We start from the raw sequence: 22,125 nt of genomic DNA on the forward strand, positions 1-22,125 counted from the left end.
TTTATCTGTTTATCTCCACACTTTTTCCACACTTCCCCGATGTTGGTTACACAAAGCTGGAAAATAATGTCAGCATCAAAAACTCCCAAGGTTTGGACAGAATGCAAAAGCATCTATTACTTCCATTATTTTTATCCATCGGGCTTGTATTACAAGGCTGTGGTTCTGATGAGGCAAAGCCAGCTGAAACGCCCCCTGCAAAAGTGAGTGTTTTAAATCTTCAACCGCAAGCGGTCAACTTTAGTGAAAACTTGCCAGCCCGTGTACAGGCTTTCAGAACTGCCGAGATTCGCCCACAGGTCGGCGGTATTATTGAAAAAGTATTATTCCGACAAGGCAGTGAAGTCAAAGCTGGCCAAGCGCTATATAAAATTAACGCTGAAACCTTCCAAGCGGATGTGAACAGTAATCGTGCCTCTCTGAATAAGGCTGAAGCTGAAGTGGTACGTTTAAAGGTTCAGTTAGAACGTTATGAACAATTATTGCCAAGCAATGCGATCAGTAAGCAAGAAGTCAGTAATGCACAAGCCGAATATCGTCAGGCCTTAGCCGATGTTGCTCAAATGAAAGCGCTACTTACCCGTCAAAACTTGAATCTGCAATACGCCACGGTACGTGCCCCGATCTCGGGTCGTATTGGACAGTCTTTCGTGACCGAAGGTGCATTGGTTAGCCAAGGTGATGCCAATACCATGGCAACTGTTCAACAGATCGACAAGGTTTATGTTGATGTAAAACAGTCGATTGGTGAATATGAACGATTACAGGCTGCGCTACAAAGTGGTGAACTATCTGCCAATAATGAAAAAACGGTACGTATTTCAAATAGCCATGGTCAAGCGTATAACGTCACCGCCAAAATGCTATTTGAAGACATTAATGTCGATCCAGAAACTGGCGATGTCACCATTCGGATCGAAGTTCAAAACCCTGAAAGAAAGTTACTTCCAGGTATGTACGTACGTGTGAATATTGACCGTGCTTCTGTTCCACAAGCTCTATTGATTCCAGCACAAGCGGTACAACGCAACATCAATGGCGAGCCACAAGTGTATGTGATCAATAGCAAAGGTGCAGCAGAGATTCGCCCAATTGAGTTGGGGCAACAGTATGATCAGTTCTATATCGCCAATAAAGGCCTTAAAACAGGCGATAAAGTGGTTGTAGAAGGTGTTGATCGTATTCAGCCGAATCAAAAACTTGAAATCAGCAACTGGAAAGTCCCTGCAATACAAGGAGCTCAATGATGATGTCACAATTCTTCATTCGCCGCCCTGTGTTTGCCTGGGTGATTGCGATTTTCATTATTTTATTTGGGCTACTGAGTATTCCCAAATTACCGATTGCCCGCTTCCCAAGTGTGGCGCCACCTCAAGTCAACATTAGCGCGGTATATCCAGGAGCGACTCCAAAGACGATCAATGATAGCGTTGTGACACTGATCGAACGAGAATTATCTGGAGTTAAAAACCTGCTTTACTATAGCGCAACTACAGATACCTCAGGTACAGCCCAGATTTCTGCGACCTTTAAACCCGGTACAGATGTTGAAATGGCTCAGGTTGATGTACAAAACAAGATCAAGGCTGTTGAAGCACGTCTACCTCAAGTGGTTCGCCAGCAAGGCTTACAGGTTGAAGCCTCCTCATCAGGCTTCCTGATGCTGGTTGGAATCAACTCACCAAATGGACAATATTCTGAAGTTGACTTGAGTGATTATCTGGTCCGTAACGTGGTCGAAGAACTAAAACGTGTTGAAGGCGTAGGTAAAGTTCAATCCTTCGGTGCAGAAAAAGCCATGCGTATCTGGGTTGACCCAAACAAACTGGTGTCTTACGGTCTGTCGATTAGTGATGTCAATAATGCGATCCGCGAAAATAACGTCGAGATCGCACCCGGCCGACTCGGTGATCTGCCTGCTGCCAAAGGTCAATTAATCACAATCCCCCTGTCTGCTGAAGGTCAGTTGGGCAATGTTGAACAATTTAAAAATATCAGTCTCAAAAGTAAGACCAGTGGTAGTGTCATTAAACTATCTGACGTTGCCAATGTGGAAATGGGTTCACAGGCCTATAACTTTGCGATTTTAGAAGATGGCAAACCTGCAACGGCTGCCGCGATTCAGCTCAGTCCGGGTGCCAATGCAGTGAAAACCGCTGAAGGTGTCAGAGCAAAAATTGAAGAATTAAAACTCAATTTACCTGAAGGCATGCAATTTAGTATTCCTTATGACACTGCACCTTTCGTTAAAATTTCAATCGAAAAAGTAATTCATACCTTACTTGAAGCCATGGTTCTGGTGTTCATTGTGATGTATTTATTCTTGCATAATGTTCGATATACCTTAATTCCAGCCATTGTTGCACCGATTGCGCTATTGGGTACTTTTGCGGTGATGTTGCTTGCAGGGTTTTCGATTAATGTACTGACCATGTTTGGTATGGTGCTCGCGATCGGGATTATCGTCGATGATGCGATTGTGGTGGTGGAAAATGTCGAACGGATTATGGCAACTGAAGGCCTGCCGCCAAAAGAAGCGACCTCCAAAGCGATGAAGGAAATCACCAGCCCGATTATTGGTATTACCTTAGTCTTGGCAGCGGTATTCTTACCAATGGCATTTGCCAGTGGTTCGGTCGGCATTATCTATCAACAATTTACCTTAACCATGTCAGTGTCGATTCTGTTCTCGGCATTATTGGCGTTGATTTTGACCCCTGCACTATGTGCCACCATCCTCAAACCGATTGATGGACATCATCAAAAGAAAGGTTTCTTTGCATGGTTTGACCGTAGCTTCGATAAAGTCACCAAAAAGTATGAATTGATCCTGCTGAAAGTGATCAAGCATAGTATTCCAATGATGGCGATTTTTGTGGTCATTACAGGCCTTACCTTTGCAGGCATGAAGTATTGGCCTACAGCCTTTATGCCAGAAGAAGACCAAGGCTGGTTCCTGACTTCGTTCCAGTTACCTTCTGATGCCACTGCCGAAAGAACGCGAGGCGTGGTCAATGAGTTTGAAAACAGTCTAAAAGACAATCCGGATGTCAAAAGTAACACCACCATTATGGGCTGGGGTTTCAGTGGTGCAGGTCAAAACGTAGGTATTGCCTTTACCACGCTCAAAGATTTTAAAGAGCGTACCTCAAGTGCAAGCGAAATGACCAATGCTGTCAATGAAACGATGGCACATAGTAAAGAAGGCGCAACCATGGCTGTACTTCCGCCTGCCATTGATGAACTTGGGACTTTTTCAGGTTTCAGCTTACGCTTACAAGACCGTGCCAACTTAGGGATGCCTGCACTTTTAGCTGCACAAGACCAGTTAATGGAAATGGCAGCCAAGAATAAGAAGTTCTATATGGTCTGGAATGAGGGTCTACCGCAAGGCGACAATATTTCTTTAAAAATTGACCGTGCAAAATTGAATGTTCTTGGTGTGAAGTTCGCAGATGTTTCTGACATCATTTCAACGTCAATGGGTTCAATGTATATCAATGACTTCCCAAATCAGGGACGTATGCAACAAGTCATTGTACAGGTTGATGCCAAGTCACGGATGCAATTAAAGGATATTTTGAATCTGAAAGTCATGGGTTCAAATGGGCAATTAGTCTCTTTATCTGAAGTGGTCACACCGCAATGGAATAAAGCGCCACAGCAATATAACCGCTATAACGGTCGCCCATCGTTGAGTATTGCAGGTATCCCAAACTTTGATACCTCATCCGGCGATGCCATGCGTGAAATGGAGAACCTGATTGCCAAATTACCAAAAGGCATCGGCTATGAATGGACAGGTATTTCCTTACAGGAAAAACAGTCTGAGTCACAAATGGCGTTCTTACTTGCACTCTCTATGCTGGTGGTATTCCTTGTTTTGGCTGCGCTTTATGAAAGTTGGGCAATTCCGCTTTCAGTAATGCTGGTCGTGCCTTTGGGTATCTTTGGTGCGGTGGTTGCGATTATGTCTCGAGGCTTGATGAATGATGTGTTCTTTAAAATTGGCCTGATTACCATTATTGGTTTATCCGCCAAGAACGCGATTCTGATTGTCGAATTTGCCAAGATGCTGAAAGAAGAAGGCATGAGTTTAGTCGAAGCCACCGTTGCCGCAGCTAAACTGCGTTTACGCCCGATTTTGATGACTTCACTGGCCTTTACCTGTGGTGTGATTCCATTGGTCATCGCTTCTGGTGCCAGTTCGGAAACACAGCATGCCTTAGGTACAGGTGTATTTGGTGGCATGATTTCAGCGACAATTTTAGCGATCTTCTTCGTCCCCGTGTTCTTCATTTTCATTCTGGGTGCAGTTGAAAAGCTGTTTTCTTCGAAGCAAAAAAATCCATCTTAACTGACATTGAGCAGAGGGAATCAACGGATTTCCTCTGACTCCTCCTCTGTATTTATCCTTATATTATTTGGAGAAGACCATGTCTAATGTGACTGTCTTATCTCGTGGCCTGCTTGTCTCTACGCTTTCAATTGCCTTGACAGCGTGTATGAATATGCAGGCACCAAAACCTGTGATTAAATCCGATATTCCACAAAATTTTTCTCAAACCACAGTTGGGACTTCGATTGCCAATCAGGGTTATCAACAATTTTTTTCTGACTCACGTTTATTAAAAGTGATCGACATCAGTTTAAATCATAATCGTGATTTACGTACTGCAACACTGAATATTCAACGTGCACAACAACAATACCAAATCAGCAAGAATGACCAGTTACCAACCATCGGAGCAACTGGCAGTGCTATACGACAAGTCAACCCTACTGTGAATCCAAATAATCCTTATTCCACCTTTCAGGTGGGACTTGGCGTAACTGCTTATGAGTTAGACTTTTGGGGCCGCGTACAAAGTTTAAAAGATACGGCGCTGAATAATTACCTCGCCACCCAAAGTGCCAGAGATGCCACTCAAATTAGTTTAGTGAGTCAGGTCAGCCAAGCATGGTTGAATTATGCCTATGCAAAGGCCAATTTAAATCTGGCTGAGCAGACCTTAAAAGCACAACTCGATTCCTATAACCTCAACAAAAAACGCTTTGATGTCGGGATTGATAGTGAAGTTCCTTTACGTCAGGCGCAGATTTCGGTTGAAACAGCCCGAAATGATGTGGCGACCTATAAGATCCAAGTGTCACAAGCACAAAACCTACTGGATCTATTGGCTGGCCAAGCTGTCCCTCAAAATCTCCTGCCGAATCATGCCGTGAAAAATATCAGTGCTGAAAGTACTTTTACAACAGGCTTAAGCAGTGATTTACTCAATAATCGTCCAGACCTGAAAGCTGCTGAATATCAGCTGCTTGCTGCTGGAGCAAATATTGGTGCAGCGAAAGCACGCATGTTCCCGACCATTAGTCTGACAGGTTCAGCAGGATATGCGTCGACAGATCTCAAAGATTTATTTAAATCAGGAGGATTCTCTTGGTCAGTTGGGCCAAGTATTGATCTTCCGATTTTTGATTGGGGAACGCGTAAAGCCAATATTAAAATTTCTGAAACAGAGCAAAAAATTGCTGTTGCCGACTTTGAAAAAGCCATTCAATCTGCTTTTCGTGAAGTCAATGATGCCCTTGCTGCTCGTGCCCATATTGAAGATCGCTTGAGTGCTCAACGCCGTTTGGTTTCAGCAACCGATACCACCTATAAATTATCTACGGCTCGCTTTAGAGCAGGCATTGACAGTTATCTGACCGTGTTGGATGCGCAACGTTCTGCTTATGCAGCGCAACAAGGTCTATTGATGTTGGAACAAACCAAGTTGAATAACCAGATCGAACTCTATAAAGCGTTAGGTGGTGGATTATCTAGGCGAGTCCCTTAGATATCAGTTTTGGAAGCCTAGTTTCTAGTTAAAGTATCCTCCTCTTTTTCATTTGAAATGAGAAAAAAGCTTTAACTAGAACGACTCTCTTAAACTACGATATTGTTTAGGCGTCTGACTTGTCCAGCGTTTAAAAGCACGCGTAAAGTGTGTGACATCAGAATAGCCTAATTTCTCTGAAATATAAGAAATACTATATTCATGATGATTTAATAGTCTTTTTGCGTAACGCTCTCTCACCTGATCCATCAATATTTGAAAGGTGATCCCCTCCTTGGCCAATTGACGTTGCAGAGTTCGTTCTGTTAAATAAAGCTTATCTGCCACTTCTCTCATTTTGAAAAAGCCATCGACTTCATCAAAAAGTAATTCACGAACTAAAGCAGTTAGAGGATACTTCTCACCACGTTTAGCAACGAGCTTATTTAAATCATGTTTGCATTGTTCGCGGGCTAATCGGGCGGCTAATGGATCAGCCATAATGAGTGGGAGTGCTAAATAGTTTTCAGAAAAAGTTAGACGGTTCTTCTCTTGATTAAAGCTCACTTCGCAGGGTAATAACTCTTGTACTTGCTGTATGAAAGAAGGCTCAAAATAATTTAACTCAGCCTTGATATCTAACTTTTTTCCAGTAATTGCATTTGACATCTGAGCAAAGCCAACCATAAGGAAGGTCATTCCAACAATTCCCATCTTAAAATTTGTCATAGGCTGATCTAAATACAGTGAAGCTAGACCATCTTCAACTTCAAGACGAGGCTTTAATGCAGGACAGCGCAAACCGATAAACTGCTCCATAACGTTGAGTGCTTCACCAAGATTTTGGGAAACCATTGCAGCTAATCCAACTGAACCATGACAGGAAACCGTCATTTGCAGCCCTAAATATACCCCTAATGCGGGCTCATGAGTCAGTTCAACAGCTCGATTAAGTAGGTCATTAAAAATATCAAAATCTAAATACCAAAACGGCTGTGAAAGTTGCTCAATATGAATCCCGCTTCCTTCCAATAATTTCTCTGTAGGGACATTTAATTTTTGTACGACATCAGCCATTAAGCTGACATAGGTTCCTGGTAAAGACGGATTCACACTTATTATCTCATCAATATGTTATATAAAATGTCGTAAAATGGTCAAAACTGTCATTTCAAGAACTATGACACATAACTGGGATTCGGCATAGTACCAACACTCAAGTTGTCGCATTTTTATCCATTACTCCCTTGGATAAAAATCTAATAAAGGTTGGTAAATTATGAAAGCTCTAGTGACTGGTGGTGCTGGTTTTATTGGTTCGCATATTGTACGTACATTGCTGAATGAAAATTATGAGGTCCGAGTTTTACATTTACCGCAAGAAAAACTCACCAATTTAGATGGTTTAAATGTTGAACTGATTGCAGGTGATATTACTGATCCAACCAAAATGGATCAGGCTGTTACAGGCTGTGACGTAGTGTTTCATACCGCAGCGATCTATGCATTATGGCTGCCTAAACCTGAACTGATGCGCAAGGTCAATGTCGAAGGAACCCGTACGGTCCTCAATGCTGCAAAAAAAGCAGGGGTAAAACGTGTGGTTTATACCAGTACTGGCGCATGTTTTGCTGGACAACCCAAAGGTATTCAAGCCACAGAAAATAGTCCTTTTGCGTTGGGCGCAACGGGTGATGCCTATGTATTAACCAAATTTGAAGCTCACCAAGTTGCCTTACAGTTTGCCGCAAGTGGTTTGGATGTCGTGATTGTCTGCCCGACAGGTCCAATTGGTCCTCAAGACATTACCCCTACCCCAACTGGGAAATTATTACTGACTATCGCCCAGATGCCAGCCCTCGCTGTTCCAGCTGCGATTAATAATATGATTGACGTTCGAGATGTGGCTAAAGGACATGTTTTAGCAGCTCAAAAAGGGAAATCAGGTGAGACTTATATCCTTGGTAATAAAGATCTAGATGGTATAGCTATGGCTAAAACTGTTCATCATTTATTGGGTATTTGGCGACCTGTCATGACCATTCCAAGCCTAATCGAAGGTGTTTCATCTCAATTGGCTGGACATGCTGCTTTATGGGTGACTGAGCATATTACTCATAAAGCGCCATTGGTTACCCCATCAGCAGCAAAAATCGGACAATTAGGAACCTCATTTAATTGTGCAAAAGCTGTACAAGAACTCGGTTTACCACAAACACCAGTTGAAATTGCAATCCGTGATTCCCTGCAATGGTTTGCTGCCAATGGCTACATACATTCCCGTAGCTTGATCAAAAAGATTGAAAATATTTCTCTGTAAGGTTTACAGGAGTAACGACATGAGCAAGTTTATTGATCATCATATTATTGCCCGCAAAGTACACTTTGACTTTTCCCAAACGCCACGTCACTGGGTTCCTAACGATGTATTGACTACCCATGTACTCAACAGCATGCATGTATTGTTACCCGCCGTTGAACATTGGTTTTGCCGTCTTGCCAATAAAACCATACCGTATGTGAATGACAAAAACCTAAAAGCGGATATCCGCGGGTTCATAGCTCAGGAAGCTGCACATGCCAATGCACACAAAGGCGCAGAAATCTATTTCCAGACTCATGGTATTGATCCAACACCATTTAAAAACTTTCTAGACTGGATGTTTAAAGATGGTTTTATGGGTGACACCCCTTTTGGGATTTATGGACCATTTAAACGCTATTCCAAACAATGGTTAGCATTCCGTATGGGGATCATTGCGGGGCTAGAACACTATTTCTGTTTCTTTGGAACATGGGTTTTAGATGCTGAAGGGCTTGAACACGCAGACCCAGCAATGCTAGATATCGTCCGCTGGCACGGCGCAGAGGAAGTTGAACATCGAACTGTCGGCTATGATGCTTACCGTGCTTTGGCTGGTGATGGAGTTAAAGGCTATTTGGGTCGTCAACTCAGCATGGTATTCGCATTCGCTGCAATGGTTGGTTTTTGGTTAGGAGCATCTCTCTATTTATGCAAATTAGATGGCACGCCTGAGGCTAAAAAAATTGCGAAAAAGAATCCATTGGCACTGATTTGGGCCTTTCAGCAAACTGCCAAGAAGAAAAAAAGTTTGCCTGATCTATTGATGATAATGACCGCTTTAAAAGGCTGGAGTAAATTTAACTATCATCCCGAACATGATGGTGATGTCGAAAAAGCAATGGCTTATATCGCTACTTCCCCAGCTGCACAACAAGTTGCTCAAGCCTATGCCCAAGCACTTGCTGCCAAAATGACGAGCTGAGTTTTATCATGAAAGTCGATCAATTGGTCCTACAACGTGATGGATTAACCTTGCATGCCAATGTATATGGTGATCCTACACATCCTTTGGTGGTGCTGTTACATGGTTTTCCAGATACACCTCATTGCTGGGACAAGGTTTATCCCATTCTTGTGAATGCAGGTTATCAAGTTCTGGTCCCGTGGCTACGTGGCTATACATCGGACTCAGTTCATGCCGACGCCCATTATGGCTTAGCATCAGCAACTGCTGACTTGCACGCATGGTTAGAAAAGCTAGGCGTTCAGAAGTTTCATTTGGTCGGGCATGATTGGGGCGCAGCGATTGCCATGACCTATTCTAGCCAGTACACAGCCTCACTCTACAGTGTGAGTCTACTGGCAGTTCCACCCATTCCTGCCCTGAAAAATATTTTAGTTAACTTAAAATATTTTCCGAAGCAACTGTATATGTCTTCATATATGTTGCTGATGCAATCGAATTTTGCCAAGAAATTACTGTCTCAAAATGAAGCCGATTTTGTCACAAAAATCTGGAAAAAATGGTCACCAACCTGGGTGTTTACTGAAGCAGATTTTGCAGCCACAGGTCAGGTATTTAGCCAGCCCCAAATCGCTTGGGCTGCCACACGCTACTATCGCAACCTATTTGCAATTCACCACTCCATCAACTTTAAAGCCAATCAGCATTTGCTCAGTCAAATCAAGGTTCCAACACTGGCTTTAGCTGGGTTGGATGATGGTTGTATGAATATTCAATTGCATCAGGCATTGGCTCAACCCGACCATTTTCCTCAAGGCTTACGCAGTATTCATTTATCCAACTGTGGGCATTTCTTACAAGCAGAACAACCCCAACGTGTTGCTGAGCTGTTACTTGAACATTTTCAACAGACTACAGTTTAAGTACTGACTTAAACCATTTGTTTTAGGTGAGTTATCCATATTTCGTTCTAGGATTTTTCTATGAATAAAGCAGTTAAACAGTCCAAACCAACTCAATTAGTTGATGTATTGATTATTGGCGCAGGTCCATCTGGACTGAGTACCTGTATTAAATTAAAGCAACAAGGCATTAAAAATGTCGTGATTCTGGATATGGCAAACCGTATTGGCGGTACTTGGGCTCTGAATGATTATCCTGGTCTATTCTGTGATGTCCCAAGTGAAATGTATTCTTTAGGCTTTGCACCTAATCCAAACTGGTCTCGTACCTATGCCCCTCAAGCGGAGATTCGCCAATATCTAGAGGATGTTGCCCATAAGTTTAATATCGTTCCTCATATCCAGCTCAATACTGAAGTCACTGAAGCACGATGGGACAAAGCCCTTAATCGCTGGATGATTACAACACGTGATGGCAAAACCTACAGCGCAAAAATCTTTGTTCCAGCAACAGGTTTCATTGGTGAAGCCAAAATGCCAAGCTTTCAAGGGCAAGATCAATTCAAAGGTACCATGTTCCATTCAGGTAAATGGAATCATGAATATGATTTAACAGGTAAACGTGTTGCCGTGATCGGCAGTGGTGCATCGGCAATTCAATTCTTACCTGCGATTCAGCCAAAAGTCGGTCATTTATACAGCTTCCAGCGTACCCCATCTTGGGTATTGCCAAAGCCTGACTTTGCTGTTCCAAACATTGTAAAAACGATTTTCAAAAAAGCCCCTTTGCTAGAGAAAGCCATTCGTGAAAGTGCATTGTGGAGTTTGGAGCCATCGTTACCTGTATTCATGAATGTAAAGATCATGGAAAAGCTACAAGCACTTGGTAAACTCAATATCAACCTGAGTATCAAAGACCCTGAAATGCGTAAGGCCGTTACGCCTAAGCATACCTTGGGTTGTAAGCGTCCGATGTTTTCGAACAACTGGTACGATGCACTGGTTAAACCCAATGTATCAGTGCTCTTTCAGGGCTTATCACATATCACTGAAAATGGTGTAGTGGGTGAAGATGGTAAAGAAATTGCCGTCGATGCCATTATTTTTGGTACGGGCTATGCAGTGGCTGAACCTGCCATTTATAAGATTATTAAAGGTACCAATGGTCGTAGTTTAAGTGAAGTATGGCAGCGTCAACCCCGTGCATATATGGGCGTTTCAATTCATGGCTTCCCAAATATGTTCATGATGTTAGGACCCAACTCGCAGAATACAGTTGGTTCAGTGATGTGGACGGCAGAACAACAATCCGTCTATATCTCCAAAACCATTAAGTTAATGCAAGAGCGACGTCTCGACCGCATTGAAGTGAAAGAAGCTATACAAAAACAATTTAATGCAAGCATCGATAAACGTTTGGCGAAGATGCCTGTCAGAGCTGATATTTGTAAAAGCTACTATTTGGATGATGCAGGACGAAATCATATCATCTGGCCAGAGTTTGGTTTTGTGATTAAACACAAACTACATCATGTCAATCTGAAAGATTACATTATCGAAAGTAAAGTAATTAAAGTAAGCGCCTAAGTCTCAACTTCAGGGCTGATTTTTACTCACTCAGCCCTTATAGTATTTGAGTTTAAATGAGGAAATAACCATTGATCTATGTTTACACTTTCGATTACACCTAGATTCTATGAAACCGATGCTTTCGGACATATCAACAATACTGTGATCACAGGCTGGTTTGAAACTGCACGTGAACCAGTTTTCCGTCTATTTAACCCAAGCATGGAAATCAAAAATCTGCCTTTGATTCTAGCTCGGGTTGAAGTCGATTTTGTTGCCCAAATCTATTACGGCGCTGATATCGAAATCAAAACTTGGATTGAGCATATCGGCAATTCTTCATTCATCGTTGCACATGAAGCTTGGCAAAATGATCATTGTGTAGCGCGTGGCAAAGCGGTTCAGGTGTATTTTGATTTCAGCACGCAAAAATCAGGTCGTATCCCAGATCCATTCCGTGCTCAGCTACAACAATATCTAATTAACCAATAAATATTTTCTGCTGAAATAAACGTATTCATTTCAGCGGATCAAGCTTACTCGCCTAAATCTTCGAGAAAATCAAAGGTTGGAACGAAGAATAAGCTGCCTGAAACTGCGGTACTAAAATCGAGTAAACGATCAATATGCCCCGTTTCCTTGCCTAAGAACATATTCTCCAGCATGGTTTTGGTGATATTAAAAGAACGTGAATATCCGATAAAGAACGTGCCATATTCTCCTTCTGTTGGATTGGAAAATGGCATATTGGCTCTTAAGATTTTAAGCTCGTTCCCATCCGCATCATGCGCTTTGCTTGCGACATTATGTGCGCTTTGTGGTTTGACATCATCACCAAGCTCGACGTCATCATATTTCTTTCGACCAATCACCTTTTCTTGTTCTTCAGTACTTAATCCCTTCCACATTTCCATGTTATGTAGGTACTTTTGAATAAACACATAACTACCGCCCAGAAACTCGACATCTTCTTGACCGACATAAGCAATCTCTTTGGCAATTTCATGCTCAGGGTTCTCTGTCCCATCCACAAAGCCAATAATCGCGCGACCATCAAAGTATCTAAAACCTTTGGTCTCACTAATTGGATAGGTATCCTCTTTTAATTGCTCATGCAAAATTGAGGCAAGTTCATAGCAAATTGCCATTTGATTGGCACGAATGTGAAAGAATAAATCGCCTGTTGTTGCGACCGCAGTATGTCTTGGTCCTTTGATCTCTTGAAATGGCGCGAGTTCTTTCGGCTTATTTAAATCTGGAAACAGCAAATCCCAAGCATTTGAGCCAATCCCTACCGAAGCACTGAAATTACTGTTTGGAAAACGATTGGTTAGACTGCGGACCAACGCTGAGAAATTAGCGAGAAAATCTATCACCCCTGAATGATCAGGATTGGTATTGATTCCAAGTACGATAAATAAAGCATTTTCACCTGAAAGATTATTGATCACAGGTTGAGGTCTTAAAGGTGTATTCATAATATTTGGGAATAAAAAAACTTAATGCTCATATCCTACACAAATCAATGCATTAGAGATCAAGCAAATCACAAATTTTTACTATTATTGCGTGTATAAAACAAAGCTATCTCCACGGCAAAAACTGGCCAAGGTCAGATTTAATTGTTTTGCCATCTCAATCGCCATACTGGTCGGTGCAGAAATTGTCGCCAATAGTCCAATATTGTATTGTGCGCATTTGCGAATCAGCTCATAACTGGCACGACTGGTCATCACCACAAAACCCTCCGCAACATTCAACTTTTGCTCTGCCAGATGGCCGAGTAATTTATCTAAGGCATTGTGTCGCCCGACATCCTCAAATAGCGCCACAATTTGTCCTTTCACCACCCAAGCCGCAGCATGTGCACCACCAGTGAGTTCACTAATTTTTTGTCTAGCTTTCAGTTGAGCAATGGCACTTGGAATTTGATTAAGCCACACAGATGGAACTTTGATACTGACCAACGGCAGCTCGGAATAGAGTTGTTTTAAACTCTCAATCCCACATAAACCACAGCCTGTACGTCCCACCATCATTCGGCGATACTCTTTGAGCGCCATAAATGCACGAGAGGAAATCTTCATATCGACTTCAACCCCTAATGCATTGTGACGAATCTCAAGTGAATATAGCTCGCTTAGACTATGTAATATCCCTTCCGACAGGCTAAAACCTTTGGCAAATACCTCAAGGTCTGACGGTGTTGCCATCATCACAGCATGAGAAATTCCATTATAAATCAGTGCAACAGGATACTCCTGAACGATATAATCCATTTCATTTTCAGAACTATCCTGATGAAAACGATGCACTTGCACCGTTTCATAGCCGCGTGTTTTGGTATCCACAATTGACCTCTTTACTTAGACGCGCAACTATACGCCACCCACACGTTCATTGGCATGTTCAGGATCGACTGCAACCGCTAAGTTAAAATGCTCAGGCGCCTGACCTGCATGCAAGATCACAGGGATACTTTTTGATGCTGGAATTTTGGCATATTTATCATGACTGCCTAAAGCCACCAATGGATTGGTTTCAGGATAATAGGCTGCGAGACTGCCTTGAGGAATGTTATAAGGCACGATACGGAAACTATGGACAATCCGTTTAACCCCATCCGAGAACACACTTTCGATATCGACCCATTGATCAGCCTCAAAGCCTGCTGCATCAATATCCGCCTGATTCATAAACAGTACACGGCGCTGCCCGAATACCCCGCGATAACGGTCATCCAGACCATATAACGTCGTGTTGTACTGGTCATGCGAACGTGTTGTCATCAAGGTATACACCTGTTGCTCACTATAAGCTGCGGCATACTGGTTTTCTTCATCCTCATATACTTCGGCCAATGGCGTAATCAAAAATTGTGCCTTACCGCTTGGCGTATTCCAAACATGCTGATTGGCAGGATGTTCTAAATGAAAACCACTCGGTTGATAAACCCGTTGATTGAAGTCATGAAACTCATCAAAAACATCGGCAATCGAGTCACGAATACGATCATAACTTTCAATATACCAGCGCCATTTCACATGACTCTCAGGCAACGCGGCTTCCGCCATACGTGCCACAATATCGGGTTCAGACAAGATATTTTCAGAGATCGGTGGATTACGTCCCGCTGAAAGATGCACATTACTCATCGAATCTTCTACAGAAATCGCTTGAGGTCCATGCACCTGCATATCCACTTCGGTACGTCCAAGACAAGGCAACATCAATGCATCCTGACCACACACCAGATGGCTACGATTCAGCTTGGTAGTAATATTGACGGTTAAATTACAACGGCGTAAAGCTTCTTGAGTATAAGGTGTATCAGGCGTTGCGACGGCAAAGTTACCGCCTAGACCAATAAAGACTTTTACATCACCTTCGTACATTGCCTTGATGGTATCGACCACGCCAAAACCATGTTTACGCGGCGACTTGATGCCAAATACGCGATCAATACTATCGAGTAGCTTATCACTTGGGTTTTCATTAATACCCATTGTACGGTCGCCCTGCACATTACTATGCCCACGCACTGGACATAGCCCCGAACCTGGTCGTCCGATATGTCCACGCGCCAGCATCAGATTCGCCAGCATATGAATATTGGCAGTACCATGACGATGCTGGGTAATCCCCATTCCCCAACAGAAAATAGCCGTTTTCGCATCCAGATACATTTTGGCAATCGACTCTAAATGCTCGGCTGAAAGTCCAGTATGCTTGTGGATTTCAGACCATTCGGTACGGTCAATCTCCGCCAGCATTTCATCAAAACCGATGGTATTCATTTCAATAAAACTGCGGTCGAAAACGCTATGCTCGCCTTTGGCAAGGGCTTTTTTGTCCCACTCCAGTAAATGCTTCATTACCCCGAACATCAGCGCGTAGTCACCGCCAATTTTTGGCTGGAAGTAATAGCGACTAATTGGTGTACTGCCATTGGTCATCATTTCCAGAGGTGCTTGCGGATCTTGAAAGCGCTCTAGACCACGTTCTTTGATCGGGTTAATCGCAACAATGTTACCCCCACGTCTTGAGACCTCTCTCAAGGTAGCTAACATACGTGGATGATTGGTCCCCGGGTTATGCCCGAAACTAAAGATCGCATCGGCCTGATCAAAATCATCCAGAATAACCGTCCCTTTACCTAAACCAATCGCATCTTTTAAACCGACACTGGTGGTTTCATGACACATATTAGAACAGTCTGGGAAATTATTGGTTCCAAAGCTTCTGACAAAGAGTTGATATAAAAATGCTGCTTCATTGCTGGCACGACCAGAAGTATAGAAAGCCGCTTGGTCAGGATGGTCTAAGGCTTGTAAATGTTTGGCAATCAGTTGAAATGCATCGTCCCAAGAAATCGGCACATATTTATCGGTAACAGGATCATAACGCATTGGGTCGGTTAAACGCCCCAAATCTTCCAGATAGAAGTCACTCTGCTCTGCCAACCAGCTCACTGTATGCTGGGCAAAAAACTCTGGCGTAACGGTCTTACTGGTGGCTTCAAAAGCAACGGCTTTGGCACCGTTCTCACAAAAGTTAAAGGCATGGGCATCCTTTTTTTCTGGCCATGCACAACCAGGACAATCAAAACCTGTTGGCTGATTGATATTGAGTAATGTGATTGAACCTTTTTTGAGGATATCTTGACGTTTGAGATTGCGTGCAACACTCAGTAATGCTCCCCAGCCACCTGCGGGCTGAGTATATGGCTCAATTCTCGCGTAGCCATTATTCTCTTGCTTATGAATGGTTTGTTCTGAGTTATCCATTAGACTGCCCTCGTCTGAGCTATTTTTTCATTTATCACTCAGCTAGGATTAACATGATTTTTGCTTCTTTTCTATTCCTGATTTGTCTCATGGCATTAAATGTTCAGTAAAAAATAAAGCCCAGTTGAACTAGGCTTTATTCATCATTTGGTAAAAATAGCGACCCTTACTCGCCAGCTAAAGCACATTCAAAGTTGGCTTTATCCACTGAACAACGTGCTTTCTTTAATACAGACATCATGCCCGCATCGTAAATACCACGTTGAGTCAGTTCAATACGACCATCACGCATCATTTTTTGATATTTCAATTTATCTTCAGGGCTTAGATTCATTTTGTATTTTGCAGGGATTTCAGCTTCTAAACGCTTAATCGTTGCAAATATTTTTGGCAGTTGTTTTACTGACCAATCACGAGATTTCTGTCCAAAACCTGCGGGAAATTTTTCAGGACGGATCACTAGATTTGCAGTCACTTGTAATACAGGAAAATTATACATGACGCCATTGGCGCCTAAACCTTTGCTTAACTCCAAAGGTTTATATGCATAAGCTGGCGCGCCAATCATATCCACCTGACCATTGTTAAACTTAGCAGCAAAGTTGGAAATATCAGAAAGCACAGCTTGTGCACCAACGCGTTGTACAATCAGTTTTTGTGCATCGTCATATCCCAATACTGCAAACTTTTTACCTGCCGCTTTTTCTATTGAATTAATGCTTTTATCACGGACAAAAATATAAGCTGAGCCAAGTGGAGAAATGCCGACCACTTCATATTTATTACCACCCAAATTGGTGGTCATTTTCGCTGCATTACGAGGGTCAGATACGAAAGTAATGGCACGTTTCGCGATCTCATCACTCGGTACACCACCTAAAGAATCAATTGAACCTACAAATTTATTATATGGACGGGCACGCATTGACGTCATTGCTACGCCAGCACATTTCCCTGCTTTAAAATTATTATCTGCCACCTGTTCATCGGTGATCGCCAAAAGGTTAATATCTGCGCCCCAGCCTTTGGCTGCCAGCGCCCAGTCTTGCATCATTTTATAAGCCTCACCAGACTTACCTAAAATATCAAAAACACAAACGTCAATTGCTGCTTGGGTCGAAGCAGAGACACTCAAAATTGAAGTTGTTGCGATAGCAAGTGCGATTTTTTTCATATTTCCTTCCTTCTACAAACTTGATGTTTGTTTTCCTCATAAGACACTCAATGTGTCTTTTATGTATAACGAATCCATATCATCGTTATTTTTATACTGAATTATAAAAAATTATAATTACAGTCCCTATTTTAAGGCTTGAACAGCTGGTGAACGTGCCAAATAATCCAAAGCTTGTTGCGTGTTTCCTTCCGTTTCTGGATGGAACTTCGGAGAAATCCAACGGATCGTTGCTTGAGTTAAAAACGTTAATGTCGGTCCATTGTCTGTCGCTTTGGCTTGTTTGTGATAGGTAAACAAAATGCCAAATAAACTCTTATTCGCGATCTTTTTTACAGCTGGATCTGGATCTTGCTTACCTAAGTGTCGACCAACGTCTGCCAATACATAAATAAAAATCGGGAAAACCAAGGCCATCAAGAACTGACGATAAAGATAAAAAAGAATCGGGTTAGGTAGCATTTCTTTAAATAAATCAAATGCAACACAACGATGCTCGACTTCTTCTGCCAAATGCCAACGGAACATGTCGGCAATGACAGGATCAGCTTTGTCCCATGATTTATTGTCCATGCACCATTGTCCGAGCACGCCAGTAAAATGCTCAATAGCAGCAACCACTCCGACTCGTGTAATTAACCAGAAATGTTCTAATGGCTTGACCTCTAATTGTTTAATGCCTAAAGGGCTTTCACCTAACAAAATACCGAAGATCCAGTTAATTTTTTTAAACGCGGGGTCCAAATCATAATCATGCTGTTTCAGAAATTCCTGTGCCCCTTGATGTGCTCGTGCATGGGTTGCTTCTTGGCGAATGAAACCTTTGACGTCATCCATGAGAATCGGATCTTTTACATAAGGTAAAGCCTTGTTATAGACACGACAGAACCAAAACTCACCTGCTGGTAAGATTAAATTAATCCCATTGATCAGATGAGAACACACTGGATCATTTGGAATCCATTGCACAGGAGAGTTAGAAAAATCAAACTTTACAGATCGTGCAACCAGTTTATGATGATGAGTAATCGCATTCATATTGACCTCAACTTTACAACCTTCATTTATCACATCTTTAATCTTTGAATAAGCTCAGTGCATTACTGTGCTATTCACCACTCAATGAACACTCAAAATTGGTGCGTTCTACCGTACATCGTGCTCGCTTGAGCACGCCCATCATGACAGGGTCATAAACACCCAATTTAGTTAACTCAATTCGTCCATCGCGTAGCATTTGTTGGTAACGACGCTTATCTTCATTGGACAGACTTTGTTTATATTTCGCAGGGATTTCAGCTTCCAAACGTGCAATCGTGGCAAAGTTTTTGGGTAGTTGCTTGGTCGCCCAAGCACGTGATTTCAAACCAAAGCCCGCTGGAAATTTGTCAGGACGGATAATGATATCGCCAGTTAAATTAATCACTGGAAAATTAAACATCGCCCCATTACTCCCTAAACCCTTCGCAATTTCTAATGGTCTATAAGCGTAGGCAGGCGCTGCAATCACATCGACTTGCTTGTTATTAAATTTCTTCGCAAAATCGGAAATTTCAGAAGGGACACCGACCAATTCCAGTCGATCGACAATCATTTTTTGGGCTTGGTCATAATGTAAATAGGCAAACTTCTTACCTTTACCCTTCTCAATGGTATTGATGGTTTTGTCTCTCACAAAGACATAAGCCAAACCAATCTGAGCGATAGCCGCCACTTCAAACTCATCGTCATTAATACGTGTTACCAGACGGTGTTTATTACGCGGATCCAATACATAGGTAATGGCCTTTTGGGCAATCGAATTACTGGTGATTGCACCTAATGCATCAATCGATCCAGCAAATTTATTGTATTTACGTGCTCGCATTGATGTCATGGATACCCCATCACATTTACCAGCTTCAAAGTCATTTTGTGCTTTGGCTTCGTCTTGATACGGAATAAGATTTAAATCTGCATTCCAAGCTTTTGCAGCCAAAGCCCATTCTTCTACGATTTTGTAAGACTCTCCGGCCTTACCAAGCAAATCAAACACGCAGATATCAACTTCTGCTCGTGTTGTAGTTGAAAATGCAGTGAGAAAGGCTGTAATCAAAATTCCTTTTTTCATTACGGATCCTAGTACTATTTTTAAACGATCTGAACACTTCCATTCGCAGTGAATGCTGAAACATCAATCACCTGCCAAAGTGCGGATGCGCCTATTTTTAAATAAAAAAAAATGTTGTAATAGTTCCTAGCACGCCATTTTGGTATCATTTTCCGACGATCACGGTTATGCCCTTAAACAAAGAATTAGAAAGAACAGTTCCTGGCACTTATATTGCGCTCATGGTTGATGTGGTATCGCGTTGGGATATTTCAGCGGATGAGCTACTCAGCGACTCAGGCTTGACCCAAGAACAATTGGTACAACCTTTATGGCGGGCCGATGCCAAAATTGTGATGGGCATTCTGAGGCGTGCACTGGAGCTGACCCAAGTCCCTGCACTCGAATTCGGTTTTTATCTGGGCATGCAAATGACCATTACCTGTCATGGCTTGATGGGGATGGCAGCTATGCTCGCAAAAGATGTAAAGCAAGCACTCAATATTGCGCAGGAGTTTATTTCACTCCAATCCAGTATCCACACCATCAAGCTCGATGTTGTGGATGAGCATGCGATTATCTTATTTGAACAGACCGAAGCCTATTATCTGGATGAAGTCATTCAAATTGCGCTACTCCTCGGATTTGCACAGATGGGTAAAAACATTTCAGGGCAAGCACTAACAGGTTTCGCTGATGTTCAATTTAGTAAACCTGATTATTTTGATCAATTTCTACCCTTAATTCCGGGTAAAGTCCGATTTAATCGTGCTGCAACTCGTTTAGAATTCAAAAAAGAAATATTGGATCTACCGTTACTGCATTCTGATGCCATTGCTGAACGTCTGGCACGTGAAGAATGCAAGTCTCAGTTGCGTAAATTATTAAAACAAAATAGCTTTAATAGCACGCTACAAGACCTGATCTATGATGAAGCCATGGGAATAAGCCCATTAACAGAAATCTTAAAGAAAGTTCAAATGTCTGAACGCGCCCTACAGCGAAAACTGGAAAGTGAAGGAACAAATTTTCGAGAACTGGTTGATAAAGTCAGATGTGAAAAAGCCATTCAACTCCTTAAAAATCCCAATTTATCACTTGAAAATATTGCAAGCCATTTGGGCTATACCAATACCAAAAACTTCTCGCGCGCTTTTAAACGCTGGACGGGAACCTCACCACGGCGTTATTAATTGTATAATGTGATCTAAATATTAAAAAAACTTACTGGTGAGTGCTCGATCACCAGTAAGAGAGAAAAAATGTACTGCATTTGACTGAAAACTTATTTAGTTGGCTGAGCAGCTGCCTGTACTTGCGCTGCATTCTGCTTTTGTTGTGATGGCATATAATCTGGCTGATTACTCACCGCCAAAAAGAAAAATACCAAAAACAAACACCCTAGTAAAATACTGATTCCAACAGCAAGATAAGGAAATTTTGATTGCTCTTGAGACATAAGCTCTACTCCTATTCAAATACTAAAATTCAATTCAATATGATCTACATCATAGATAAAGCCTTAAAACTCGCGCCATTCTGGATGCGGGTTTGCATGTATTCGGCATAAACCGATAACTTTTCAAAAATATGCTCTGAATAGAACATATCTTCAATTAAATGAGCCGCTTGTGCTTGGCTAAAGTGCCCAATATTCGCAATAAGGTTTGCATTGAGACTGCAAAATAAAGTACACACATTTTTGTGCCATTCATCTTTGTTTTTAAATAACAATTTGCGGGTATTTATATTGTCAGCAGTGATCTTACTTGGAGATTGATCTGCCTCAATAACAATAATTTTCACAGCAAAATAATCTTCAAGTGTTTGCCGTTGCTCATGATTGACAGCCAAATGGGTAATCAAGAAAAGATGTGAAACATCAGTCCGACATAAGGCTTTGACCAAGCTTCGAAAGAGGAAATCTTCCTCGCTTTTTGGACCATCCACCAAATCGATATATAGTTTTAAACTATGAATCACATCTTCAATTTTTAGATTGACACTTTTCTCGGCCTGAAAATATGTATTCAAAATCGATAATACTGGTGCAGTAATTGGTGTTGTATAAATCACAGGCTGATTCAAATTGGCGATAATAAATGGTGCAAATAAATAGCCCAAATTATTATCATTTTCAGCAATTGGTACTTGTGCAATATAGGCAACTTTTTCTTTTGAAAAGTCCCTTAAAACTTTACCGCGCAATAACGTTGCTTCAAGATTCACATATTCAAGACGTAACTGTTCTTGTACTGATTGCGAAGGTTCTCTGCTTTGAAAAAGCTGAGTCATCGCATTAAGTTCTTTGGTTACAAACATAGTCATACGCCATTCAATCAGAATTATTGTCATTCAAACGACTTACAATGCTTGATCAAGATTTAACACACTGCATCGTTACGTATGTTATTTTGAATGAGGTACAAACAACTGAATAGCTACAGAGTTTCGCTAAAAAAATATAACAGATCATTTATCCACCTCGTATCTGTTATAAAAAAACAAGAAGAAAT

Annotated in this window: 18 protein-coding genes; 9 read left to right on the forward strand and 9 right to left on the reverse strand. The window is 41.9% G+C overall.

Translation table 11 applies throughout. From position 1 onward, the window contains the following. Nucleotides 1-101 precede the first annotated feature (101 nt). The 3 genes from F887_RS06880 to adeC all read left to right on the forward strand — a co-directional run bounded on the left by F887_RS06880 (nucleotide 102) and on the right by adeC (nucleotide 5,840). Nucleotides 102-1,247 (forward strand): efflux RND transporter periplasmic adaptor subunit, encoded by a 1,146-nt coding sequence (locus tag F887_RS06880; protein ID WP_005295077.1) that lies wholly within the window; start codon nucleotides 102-104, stop codon nucleotides 1,245-1,247. Continuing rightward, a complete protein-coding gene (gene adeB / locus F887_RS06875) occupies nucleotides 1,247-4,357 on the forward strand; it encodes a multidrug efflux RND transporter permease subunit AdeB (RefSeq protein WP_005295080.1) in 3,111 nt (1,036 codons plus the stop codon). The genes F887_RS06880 and adeB overlap by 1 nt, the downstream gene beginning before the upstream one ends. A 79-nt stretch (nucleotides 4,358-4,436) precedes the next feature. Next, on the forward strand, nucleotides 4,437-5,840 hold the full coding sequence (gene adeC, locus F887_RS06870; protein ID WP_005295082.1) for an AdeC/AdeK/OprM family multidrug efflux complex outer membrane factor: 1,404 nt from the start codon (nucleotides 4,437-4,439) through the stop codon (nucleotides 5,838-5,840). Nucleotides 5,841-5,915: 75 nt separating this feature from the next. Here the strand turns inward: adeC and F887_RS06865 are convergent, their stop codons facing one another. Further along, entirely contained in the window at nucleotides 5,916-6,932 is a 1,017-nt protein-coding gene (locus tag F887_RS06865; RefSeq protein ID WP_005295085.1) for an AraC family transcriptional regulator, read from the reverse strand. Between the two features lie 166 nt (nucleotides 6,933-7,098). Here F887_RS06865 and F887_RS06860 point away from each other — a divergent pair, with 166 nt between their 5' ends. The 5 genes from F887_RS06860 to F887_RS06840 all read left to right on the forward strand — a co-directional run bounded on the left by F887_RS06860 (nucleotide 7,099) and on the right by F887_RS06840 (nucleotide 12,051). Beyond that, on the forward strand, nucleotides 7,099-8,139 hold the full coding sequence (locus F887_RS06860; RefSeq protein ID WP_005295087.1) for an NAD-dependent epimerase/dehydratase family protein: 1,041 nt from the start codon (nucleotides 7,099-7,101) through the stop codon (nucleotides 8,137-8,139). A gap of 19 nt (nucleotides 8,140-8,158) precedes the next feature. Continuing rightward, nucleotides 8,159-9,106, forward strand: coding sequence for a metal-dependent hydrolase (locus F887_RS06855; protein ID WP_005295090.1), 948 nt, complete (start codon nucleotides 8,159-8,161; stop codon nucleotides 9,104-9,106). Nucleotides 9,107-9,114: 8 nt separating this feature from the next. Next, the gene (locus F887_RS06850; protein WP_005295092.1) at nucleotides 9,115-10,011 is read left to right on the forward strand and encodes an alpha/beta fold hydrolase; all 897 of its coding nucleotides are present in this window, start codon (nucleotides 9,115-9,117) and stop codon (nucleotides 10,009-10,011) included. Between the two features lie 60 nt (nucleotides 10,012-10,071). Then, nucleotides 10,072-11,577, forward strand: coding sequence for a flavin-containing monooxygenase (locus tag F887_RS06845; RefSeq protein ID WP_005295094.1), 1,506 nt, complete (start codon nucleotides 10,072-10,074; stop codon nucleotides 11,575-11,577). 78 nt (nucleotides 11,578-11,655) lie between these two features. Beyond that, nucleotides 11,656-12,051 carry an acyl-CoA thioesterase gene (locus tag F887_RS06840; RefSeq protein WP_005295097.1) on the forward strand — a complete coding sequence of 132 codons (396 nt, stop codon included), beginning with the start codon at nucleotides 11,656-11,658 and terminating at the stop codon, nucleotides 12,049-12,051. Nucleotides 12,052-12,095: 44 nt separating this feature from the next. Here the strand turns inward: F887_RS06840 and F887_RS06835 are convergent, their stop codons facing one another. From F887_RS06835 to F887_RS06810, 6 genes are all read right to left on the reverse strand, one after another. Further along, nucleotides 12,096-13,037 carry a Dyp-type peroxidase gene (locus tag F887_RS06835; protein WP_005295101.1) on the reverse strand — a complete coding sequence of 314 codons (942 nt, stop codon included), beginning with the start codon at nucleotides 13,035-13,037 and terminating at the stop codon, nucleotides 12,096-12,098. A gap of 84 nt (nucleotides 13,038-13,121) precedes the next feature. Then, nucleotides 13,122-13,910, reverse strand: coding sequence for a formate dehydrogenase accessory sulfurtransferase FdhD (gene fdhD, locus F887_RS06830; RefSeq protein ID WP_005295103.1), 789 nt, complete (start codon nucleotides 13,908-13,910; stop codon nucleotides 13,122-13,124). Nucleotides 13,911-13,937: 27 nt separating this feature from the next. Beyond that, nucleotides 13,938-16,346, reverse strand: a complete 2,409-nt coding sequence (locus tag F887_RS06825; RefSeq protein ID WP_005295106.1) for an FdhF/YdeP family oxidoreductase — start codon at nucleotides 16,344-16,346, stop codon at nucleotides 13,938-13,940. Between the two features lie 166 nt (nucleotides 16,347-16,512). Beyond that, complete coding sequence (locus F887_RS06820; RefSeq protein WP_005295108.1) at nucleotides 16,513-17,520, reverse strand: putative solute-binding protein; 1,008 nt, start codon at nucleotides 17,518-17,520, stop codon at nucleotides 16,513-16,515. A gap of 126 nt (nucleotides 17,521-17,646) precedes the next feature. Next, the gene (locus F887_RS06815; RefSeq protein WP_005295111.1) at nucleotides 17,647-18,558 is read right to left on the reverse strand and encodes a metal-dependent hydrolase; all 912 of its coding nucleotides are present in this window, start codon (nucleotides 18,556-18,558) and stop codon (nucleotides 17,647-17,649) included. 70 nt (nucleotides 18,559-18,628) lie between these two features. Next, on the reverse strand, nucleotides 18,629-19,630 hold the full coding sequence (locus tag F887_RS06810) for a putative solute-binding protein (protein WP_005295115.1): 1,002 nt from the start codon (nucleotides 19,628-19,630) through the stop codon (nucleotides 18,629-18,631). 167 nt (nucleotides 19,631-19,797) lie between these two features. Here F887_RS06810 and F887_RS06805 point away from each other — a divergent pair, with 167 nt between their 5' ends. After that, on the forward strand, nucleotides 19,798-20,802 hold the full coding sequence (locus tag F887_RS06805) for an AraC family transcriptional regulator (RefSeq protein ID WP_005295118.1): 1,005 nt from the start codon (nucleotides 19,798-19,800) through the stop codon (nucleotides 20,800-20,802). A 92-nt stretch (nucleotides 20,803-20,894) separates the two neighbouring features. Here F887_RS06805 and F887_RS18670 read toward each other — a convergent pair whose 3' ends face one another. Both F887_RS18670 and F887_RS06800 read right to left on the reverse strand, forming a co-directional pair. Further along, the gene (locus F887_RS18670; protein WP_005295120.1) at nucleotides 20,895-21,068 is read right to left on the reverse strand and encodes a hypothetical protein; all 174 of its coding nucleotides are present in this window, start codon (nucleotides 21,066-21,068) and stop codon (nucleotides 20,895-20,897) included. A 44-nt stretch (nucleotides 21,069-21,112) separates the two neighbouring features. Continuing rightward, nucleotides 21,113-21,931, reverse strand: a complete 819-nt coding sequence (locus tag F887_RS06800; RefSeq protein WP_212749630.1) for a hypothetical protein — start codon at nucleotides 21,929-21,931, stop codon at nucleotides 21,113-21,115. Between the last annotated feature and the right edge of the window lie 194 nt (nucleotides 21,932-22,125).

This window comes from Acinetobacter sp. NIPH 2100 (assembly GCF_000369805.1).
Taxonomy (GTDB): domain Bacteria; phylum Pseudomonadota; class Gammaproteobacteria; order Pseudomonadales; family Moraxellaceae; genus Acinetobacter.